The sequence below is a fragment of the Mycobacteriales bacterium genome (assembly GCA_040902655.1).
Taxonomy (GTDB): Bacteria; Actinomycetota; Actinomycetes; order Mycobacteriales; family SCTD01; genus SCTD01.
The window spans coordinates 1-7,556 of the sequence record JBBDWV010000006.1 but is presented as its reverse complement, the minus strand read 5'-3'; the positions used below and the strand labels follow the sequence as shown (position 1 = coordinate 7,556).

Annotated in this window: 8 protein-coding genes and 1 tRNA gene; 8 read left to right on the top strand and 1 reads right to left on the bottom strand. The window is 75.3% G+C overall.

What is annotated here, in order from left to right:
- The first annotated feature begins 50 nt into the window (after positions 1 to 50).
- The 7 genes from galU (at position 51) to WD794_02055 (ending at position 4,866) form a co-directional block, all read left to right on the top strand.
- A complete protein-coding gene (galU, locus tag WD794_02085; protein ID MEX2289100.1) occupies positions 51 to 932 on the top strand; it encodes a UTP--glucose-1-phosphate uridylyltransferase GalU in 882 nt (293 codons plus the stop codon).
- The gene (gene glp / locus WD794_02080; protein ID MEX2289099.1) at positions 929 to 2,152 is read left to right on the top strand and encodes a gephyrin-like molybdotransferase Glp; all 1,224 of its coding nucleotides are present in this window, start codon (positions 929 to 931) and stop codon (positions 2,150 to 2,152) included. The genes galU and glp overlap by 4 nt, the downstream gene beginning before the upstream one ends.
- Positions 2,149 to 2,616: a cyclic pyranopterin monophosphate synthase MoaC gene (gene moaC, locus WD794_02075; protein ID MEX2289098.1), complete on the top strand. Its 468-nt coding sequence runs from the start codon at positions 2,149 to 2,151 to the stop codon at positions 2,614 to 2,616. The genes glp and moaC overlap by 4 nt, the downstream gene beginning before the upstream one ends.
- Positions 2,613 to 3,107: a MogA/MoaB family molybdenum cofactor biosynthesis protein gene (locus WD794_02070; GenBank protein ID MEX2289097.1), complete on the top strand. Its 495-nt coding sequence runs from the start codon at positions 2,613 to 2,615 to the stop codon at positions 3,105 to 3,107. The genes moaC and WD794_02070 overlap by 4 nt, the downstream gene beginning before the upstream one ends.
- On the top strand, positions 3,104 to 3,721 hold the full coding sequence (locus tag WD794_02065) for a GNAT family protein (protein ID MEX2289096.1): 618 nt from the start codon (positions 3,104 to 3,106) through the stop codon (positions 3,719 to 3,721). Before WD794_02070 ends, WD794_02065 begins: the two co-directional genes overlap by 4 nt.
- Positions 3,722 to 3,798: 77 nt before the next feature.
- Positions 3,799 to 4,752, top strand: a complete 954-nt coding sequence (locus WD794_02060; GenBank protein ID MEX2289095.1) for a hypothetical protein — start codon at positions 3,799 to 3,801, stop codon at positions 4,750 to 4,752.
- 40 nt (positions 4,753 to 4,792) lie between these two features.
- Positions 4,793 to 4,866 (top strand) — tRNA-Ala (locus WD794_02055).
- A 51-nt stretch (positions 4,867 to 4,917) separates the two neighbouring features.
- On the opposite strand, the gene WD794_02050 is transcribed toward WD794_02055, so the two are convergent.
- Positions 4,918 to 6,528, bottom strand: a complete 1,611-nt coding sequence (locus WD794_02050; protein ID MEX2289094.1) for a phospholipid carrier-dependent glycosyltransferase — start codon at positions 6,526 to 6,528, stop codon at positions 4,918 to 4,920.
- Between the two features lie 46 nt (positions 6,529 to 6,574).
- Between WD794_02050 and rsmI the strand changes: the two genes are divergently transcribed.
- Positions 6,575 to 7,417, top strand: coding sequence for a 16S rRNA (cytidine(1402)-2'-O)-methyltransferase (rsmI, locus tag WD794_02045; protein MEX2289093.1), 843 nt, complete (start codon positions 6,575 to 6,577; stop codon positions 7,415 to 7,417).
- The last annotated feature ends 139 nt before the right edge of the window (positions 7,418 to 7,556 follow it).

Sequence of the window (7,556 nt, the reverse complement as noted above, 5' to 3'; positions counted from 1 at the left end):
GGGGAAAGGGGAAACAGGCCGCCACGGCGGTACTGCGCCCCGGACTACCAATGTCGCAGACGCCCCGCGTGACGAAGGCCGTGATCCCCGCCGCTGGACTCGGCACCCGGTTCCTGCCCGCGACGAAATCCTCCCCCAAGGAGATGCTGCCGGTCGTCGACAAGCCGGCCATCCAGTACGTCGTCGAGGAGGCCGTCCGGGCGGGGCTGGACGACGTCCTCATGGTCACCGGCCGCAACAAGCGCCCGTTGGAGGACCACTTCGACCGGGCAGTCGAGCTCGAGCTGGCGCTCGAGGACAAGGGGGACAAGGAGCGGCTCGCGGCCATCCGGCACACCAACGAGCTGGCGACCGTCCACTACGTCCGGCAGGGCGACGCCAAGGGGCTCGGTCACGCGGTGCTCGCCGCGGCGCAGCACGTCGGGCGCGAGCCGTTCGCGGTGCTGCTGGGCGACGACCTGATCGACGCGCGTGACCACCTGCTCGAGCAGATGATCGAGGTGCAGGCCCGCAAGGGCGGCAGCGTGCTGGCCCTGATGGAGGTGCCGAAGGAGTCCATCAGCCTGTACGGCTGCGCCGCCGTCGACGGGGCGGGCGATGTCGTGCGGATCACCGGTCTGGTGGAGAAGCCGCCGGTCGCCGAGGCCCCCAGCAACCTGGCCGTCATCGGGCGGTACGTCCTCGCGCCGAACGTCTTCGAGGTCCTGCGCCGGATCCCGCCCGGCCGCGGCGGGGAGTACCAGCTCACCGACGCGGTGCAGGAGCTGGTCGCGAGCGAACCGGTGCACGGCGTCGTCTTCCGCGGTCGGCGCTACGACACCGGCGACCGGCTGGACTACCTCAAGGCGGTGGTCCAGCTCGCGGCCGAGCGCGACGACCTGGGTCCGCCGCTGGTCAGCTGGCTGCGGGAGTGGCTGGAGCGCCGCCCGTGATCACGGTCGCGCAGCACCTCACCCGGGTGCTGGACGTCGTCCAGCCGCTGGCCCCCCTGCAGCTCGGGCTGATGGACGCCCACGGCTGCGTGCTGACCGAGGACGTCGTCGCTCCCGCGCCCCTGCCGGCCTTCGACAACAGCTCCATGGACGGCTACGCGGTGCGGGTGGCCGACGTCGCCGGCGCCCGGGAGGGCGCGCCGGTGGTGCTGCCGGTCACCGGTGACGTCGCGGCCGGGCCGGCCTCGCCGCTGCGGGTCCAGCCGGGCGTCTGCGTGCGGATCATGACCGGCGCGATGATGCCGGCCGGCGCCGACGCCGTCGTGCCGGTCGAGTGGACCGACGGCGGCGTCGCGTCCGTGACGATCTCGCGCGCCCCCGGGGTGGGGGCCCACGTCCGGCGTGTCGGCGAGGACGTCGCCGAGGGCGAGACGGTCCTCGAGGCCGGCGGGCACCTGGGTGCGGTGCAGGTCGGGCTCGCGGCGGCGGTCGGCCGCTCGCGCGTGCTCGTCCGTCCCCGTCCCCGGGTCGTCGTCGTCTCCACCGGCAGCGAGCTCACCGAGGCCGGCGCGCCGCTCGCGCCCGGCCGTATCTACGACAGCAACAGCCTCGCGCTGACCGCTGCGGCCCACGAGGCCGGCGCCATCGCGTACCGCGTCGGGATCGTGCCCGACGACCCGCGCCGGCTGGCCGCGACCCTGGAGGACCAACTGGTGCGGGCCGACCTGCTGGTCACCAGCGGCGGCGTGTCGGTCGGGGCGTACGACGTCGTCAAGGAGGTGCTGTCCCGGCTCGGCACCGTCGCCTTCGACAAGGTGGCCATGCAGCCCGGGATGCCGCAGGGTTTCGGCACGATCGGGCCGGACTCCACGCCGGTGTTCGGCCTGCCGGGCAATCCGGTCAGCGCCCTGGTCTCCTTCGAGGCGTTCGTGCGGCCGGCGCTGCGCAAGATGCTCGGCGCCGCGCCGATCGAGCGGCCGCGCGTGCGCGCCGTCGCGACCAAGGTGCTGACCTCCCCGCCCGGCAAGCGGTCGTTCCTGCGGGTCTGGCTCGAGGTGAAGAAGGGCGCGTACGTCGTCACGCCGGTCAGCGGCGCCGGGTCGCACCTGCTGGCCGGTCTCTCGCGCGCCAACGCGCTGGCCGTGGTGCCCGAGGACGTGGAGAAGGTGGCCTCCGGTGAGGCGGTGGACGTGCTGGTGCTCGAGCGCCGCGGCCGATGACCGGGTTCACCCACCTCGACGACGCCGGGGCCGCGCGGATGGTCGACGTCGGCGACAAGGCGGTGACCGCCCGCAGCGCCACCGCCACCGGCCGGGTCGACCTGTCGGCCGAGTGCGTCGCGCTGCTCCGGGGTGAGGGGGTCCCGAAGGGTGATGCCCTGGCCGTCGCCCGGGTGGCCGGGATCCTGGGAGCCAAGCGGACGCCCGACCTGGTGCCGCTGTGCCACCCGATCGGGCTGTCCGGGGTCACCGTGGACCTGGTGGTCGACGACGCCGGCGTGGCGGTGACGGCGACCGCGCGCACGGCCGACCGCACCGGGGTGGAGATGGAGGCGCTGACCGCCGTCACGGTCGCCTGCCTGACCGTGGTCGACATGACCAAGGCGGTCGACCCCCGCGCGGTCATCGGCGCCGTCCGGGTCGAGAACAAGACCGGCGGGAAGACGGGGGACTGGACCCGGTGAGCGCCGTCCCGGTCCGGGGGCGGGCGCAGGTCGTCACCGTCTCGGACCGCTCGTTCCGGGGCGAGCGGCCGGACACCTCCGGCCCGCTGCTGGCCGGTCTGCTGCGCGAGCTCGGCCTCGAGGTCGGCGAGCCGGTGGTGGTCCCCGACGAGGTGCCCGCCGTGCAGGTCGCCCTGCGCGCCGCCGCCCCGGCGTACGACCTGGTGGTGACGACCGGCGGGACCGGGCTGACGCCGCGCGACGTCACGCCGGAGGCGACCCGGCCGCTGCTCGACCGTGAGGCGCCGGGGCTGTCGGAGGCGCTGCGGTCCCGCAACGCGGCCGCTGTCCCGCTGGCCATCCTGTCCCGCGGCGTCGCCGGGACGATCGGCTCGGCGCTGGTGGTCAACCTGCCCGGCTCGACCGGTGGCGTGCGGGACGGTGTGGCGGTGCTCGCCCCGGTGCTCGGGCACGCCCTCGCGCAGCTGCGCGGTGGCGGCGACCACGGATGAGCCCGCCCGGCTGGCCGGCGCGCCTCGCGCACGGCGAGGTGCAGGTCCGGCCGCTGCAGGCCCGTGACGCCGGCGCCTGGTCGGAGGTACGGATCCGCAACGAGGGCTGGCTCGCGCGCTGGGAGGGCCGCCCCGCGGACGCGGCTCCGGCGAGCTGGCGCGACCGGCACAGCCCGGTGGTGTTCGCGGCACTGCTGCGCAGCACCCGCCGCGAGGCGCGGGCCGGCCGGATGCTGCCCTTCGCGGTGGAGGTCGGCGGCCGGCTGGCCGGCCAGGTGACCGTGGCGCACGTCGTCCGGGGCGCCCTGGACGGGGCATCGGTCGGGTACTGGGTCGACCAGCGGGTCGCCGGCCGCGGCGTCCTGCCCACGGCACTCGCGCTGGTGCTGGACCACTGCTTCGGCCCGGTCGGGCTGCACCGCATCGAGGCGGACGTGCGGCCGGAGAACACCGCGTCACGGCGGGTCGTCGAGAAGCTCGGCTTCCGGGAGGAAGGCCTGCACCTGCGCCTGCTGTTCATCGACGAGCAGTGGCGCGACCACGTCTGCTACGCGCTGCTTCGCGACGAGGTGCAGGGCGGCGTGCTGGCCGGCTACCTCGACAGGAGCCCTTGACGCGGCCGGAAAGTCGTGGCAATGCCCCCGGCGCGGCGGCGCGACCGGCGATGTCCTGATCACTACGGTCGGGCGCCGTGGGCAGCGGTCTGATCCTCCTCGTCATCGTCGGTGCCTGGCTCGTCGTGCTCGTCCCCATGGCGCTGCGCTCGTACGACGGCAGCGGCTCGGCCGGGACCGTGGACAAATTCCACGACGCGATGCGGGTGCTGGCCCGCCGGGACACCGGCGCGTCCGCGGGCGAGGGGGCCGACGATCCGTCGCCGAGGCCTCCGGGCGGCGGCTCACCGGCGCCCGTGCCGCCGCGGAACCGCGCCGATCCGGCGGCTTCGCCGGTCGTGCGGCCGGTCCGCGCCGCCGCCGCCGCCCGCCGCCGCCGGTTGCTCGTCGCGTTGCTGGTCCTGTCGGTGGCCACCCTGATCGGGGGCCTGCTCGGCCCGCTGTGGCTGCTCGCGCCGCACCTGCTCCTCGACCTGCTCCTCGGCGCTCTGCTCGTCCACCTGCGCCGGGCGGCGCTCGCCCGCGCCGAACGTGACTGGCGGGTCGCGATGCAGGCACGACCTGTGGCGCGCCCGGCGGCGCAACCGGCGGGGCAACCGCTCGCGCGGCCCGCGGCGCCACCGGTGGCGCGGCCCGCGTACGTCGCCGGTGTCCTGGACCGGATGCCGTCGCGTGCGGTCCTGCTCGGCCTGCCGGCGGGGGTGCTGCGGCGCGAGCTGCCGGCACCAGCGGCTGCCGCCCGGCCCGCCCACGTCGCGGCTCCGGCTTCCCGGGGCGTTCCCCCTGCCGGCCGGGACGAGGACCTGGGCGCTGGTCCGCGCGTCCGCGGTGCGCAGGGCGCGCCGTGGTCGCCGGTGCCGGTCCCGGCTCCGATCTACCTCAGCGCCCCGACCGCGCGCCGGGCAGCCTCCGGGTCGACCTCGCGTGCCGACGCCGGCCGGCTGGCCGACGCCGAGCGCGACCTCGGCATCGTCGACGGCGGCCCGGCGCTGGACGAGATCCTCGACCGCCGCCGCGCCGTCAACGACTGAAGCCGGCCGGAACACCGGCCCCTGCTAGCCTCTCGCCCGCGGGGCTGTGGCGCAGTCCGGTAGCGCACCTCGTTCGCATCGAGGGGGTCAGGGGTTCGAATCCCCTCAGCTCCACCCGCAGACGAAAGCCCCGTTCCTCCCTTGGGAGCGGGGCTCTCGTACGACTCAGATCCAGCTGGAGAACCACATCCGGCTGCGCCAGGCTCCGTACGGCAGCGTCTGCGCGGCCAGCACCGGGTAGAGGTAGGCGAAGTTGACCACCACCACCGCCAGGTAGACGCCGGCCCCCAGGATGGCGGCGGTGCGCCGGCGGGCGGACGCGCGGGCGCGGCTGCCGACCAGCGCACCGGCGATCAGCGCCAGGCCCAGGCACATGAACGGCACCGCCGGCAGCGCGTAGAACTGGAACATCGTCCGGCCGTCGAGGTCGTCGCGGACCCAGGGCAGGATCGCCGTCAGGACCATGACGAGTACCGCCGCGGGCCGCCAGTCACGCCGGGCGAGCCACAGCCACAGCAGCGCGAACAGCGCCGGGATCATGATCCACCAGATCGCCGGCGTACCGATCGCCAGCACCTCCCGGGAGCAGCTCTCGACCTCGCAGCCGTAGTCGCCGGCGCCCACGTTCTGGGGGTAGTAGTAGGACACCGGGCGGGCGAGCAGCAGCCAGCCGGCCGGATGCGACTGGTAGGGGTGCTTCTGCCGCAGGTCGTCGTGGAAGGTGAACTGCGCCACGTGGTAGTGCCACCAGGAACGCAGCCCGTCCGGCACGAGTCCCACCAGCCCGCCGGCCTCGTGGGTGTCGGCCCAGTGCCGGTCCCACGCCAGCTGGTCGGCCGCACTGCTGGCGAACCAGCCGAACCACGACAGCACGTAGAGCGCCGCGGGCAGCACCACCAGCGTGGCCAGCAGCAGCGCGCCGGAGCGCACCACCGTGGCGCGCACGGGAGCTCGCACCCCTGCGGTGCGGCGCGCGCCGACCTCCCAGGCGAAGGCCAGCAGCACCAGGACCACGACGTAGTACAGGCCGCTCCACTTCGTCGCGACGGCGGCGCCGAGGCAGACGCCGGCCGCCAGCCGCCACGGCCGCCAGCCCAGGCGCGGCCCCCAGCCGGTCAGCTCCTCGCCGTCGGTCACCGCGAGCCGCCGGCGTACGGCGTCCCGGTCGGCGACCAGGCAGGCGAAGGCGCCGAGGACCCAGGCGGCCAGGAAGATGTCGAGCATCGCGACCCGGCTCTGCACGAAGTGCAGCCCGTCCAGCGCGAGCAGCAGGCCGGCGAAGCAGCCGAGGACGATCGAGCCGGTCATCCTGCGGGTGACCCGCACCAGCACGACGACCATGATCGTGCCGGCCACGGCGGCGGCGACCCGCCAACCGAATTCGTGTACGCCGAACAGCCGCATGCCCAGGCCGATGGCCCACTTGCCGAGCGGCGGATGAACGATGAAGCCGGGCTGACCGTTCGGGGTGCAGCCGGCCTGGATCGTCTGGTCGTCGTCGGTGTTGCCCTCGGTGCCGGCCTCCACGCCGTACCGCAGCAGGTTCTGGGCGTCGCAGACGTAGTAGATCTCGTCGAAGATGCGACCGCGCGGGATGTCCAGGCGCACCAGGCGGAGCAGCCCGGCGAGCAGACCCACGGCGAGCGCGGGCAGCCAGCCGCCACGACCGCTCGTCGGCGGGAGGATGCGCGCGCGCCAGGCGCTCGAGGGGGAGGGAACTGCGGCCCCGGCTGCGGCCCCTTCTGCGGCCTGAGCTCGCTGCGCCGTCGCGGTCATGGCGCCACCCTAGGGAACCGGCCGGGCGTGGGGGGAGACTGCAGCCGTGCCCCTCGTCCTCGCCGGAGCCCCGATCGGGCAGGCGGCGGACGCGAGTCCGCGGCTGGCCGCCGCGCTGGCCGCTGCCGAGCTGGTGGCCGCGGAGGACACCCGGCGGCTGCACCGGCTCTGCGCCGATCTCGGCGTGCTGCTCACCGCCCGGGTCGTCAGCTACTTCGAGGGCAACGAGGTGCAGCGGAGCTCCCAGCTGCTGGAGGCGCTGCGGGCCGGCTCGCGGGTGGTGCTGGTCACCGACGCCGGGATGCCGACGGTCTCCGACCCGGGCTACCGGCTGGTGGCCGCCGCGGCGGCGGAGGGCCTGCCGGTGACCTGCGTCCCCGGCCCGTCGGCGGTGACGACGGCGCTCGCGGTCAGCGGCCTGCCGACCGACCGCTTCTGCTTCGAGGGCTTCCTGCCCCGCAAGGGCGGTGAGCGACGGGCCCGGCTGGCCGCGCTCCAGGCGGAGCCGCGGACCTGCGTGTTGTTCGAGGCGCCGCACCGGCTGGCGGCGGCCCTGGCGGACATGGCGGCCGTGCTCGGGCCCAGCCGCCGGGCCGTGGTCTGCCGCGAGCTGACCAAGACCTACGAGGAGGTCGTCCGCGGCACCCTGCCCGAGCTGGTGGCCTGGGCGTCGGGTGGCGTGCGGGGCGAGGTGACGCTCGTCCTGGAGGGCGCGGCGGAGCGGCTGGTCGAGCTGGCGCCGGCGGAGCTCGTCCGGCTGGTCGGCGTGCGCGAGGCGGCCGGCCTCACCCGCAAGGAGGCGCTGGCCGCCGTCGCCGCCGAGACCGGCCTGCCCAGACGGGACGTCTACGACGCGGTGGTCGCCGCCAAGCACGCCGCCCCCTCCTGACCGGTTGCGTCCTGCTGCCCCTCGCCTGCACCTGTCCGCAGCGCAGGACGCAACGCTGGTGTGGCCCGTCACTAGGCTGCCCCGCATGTTGCGTCCTGCAAGCTGGATCAGGCCAGCGGGTGTGAGTCCCGCCTGGGTA

What these genes read in the sequence shown, in the direction of transcription:
- WD794_02050 (MEX2289094.1), bottom strand. Translation starts at nt 6,528, where the DNA reads ATGACCGCGACGGCGCAGCGAGCTCAGGCCGCAGAAGGGGCCGCAGCC.
- WD794_02065 (MEX2289096.1), top strand. Translation starts at nt 3,104, where the DNA reads ATGAGCCCGCCCGGCTGGCCGGCGCGCCTCGCGCACGGCGAGGTGCAG.
- galU (MEX2289100.1), top strand. Translation starts at nt 51, where the DNA reads ATGTCGCAGACGCCCCGCGTGACGAAGGCCGTGATCCCCGCCGCTGGA.
- moaC (MEX2289098.1), top strand. Translation starts at nt 2,149, where the DNA reads ATGACCGGGTTCACCCACCTCGACGACGCCGGGGCCGCGCGGATGGTC.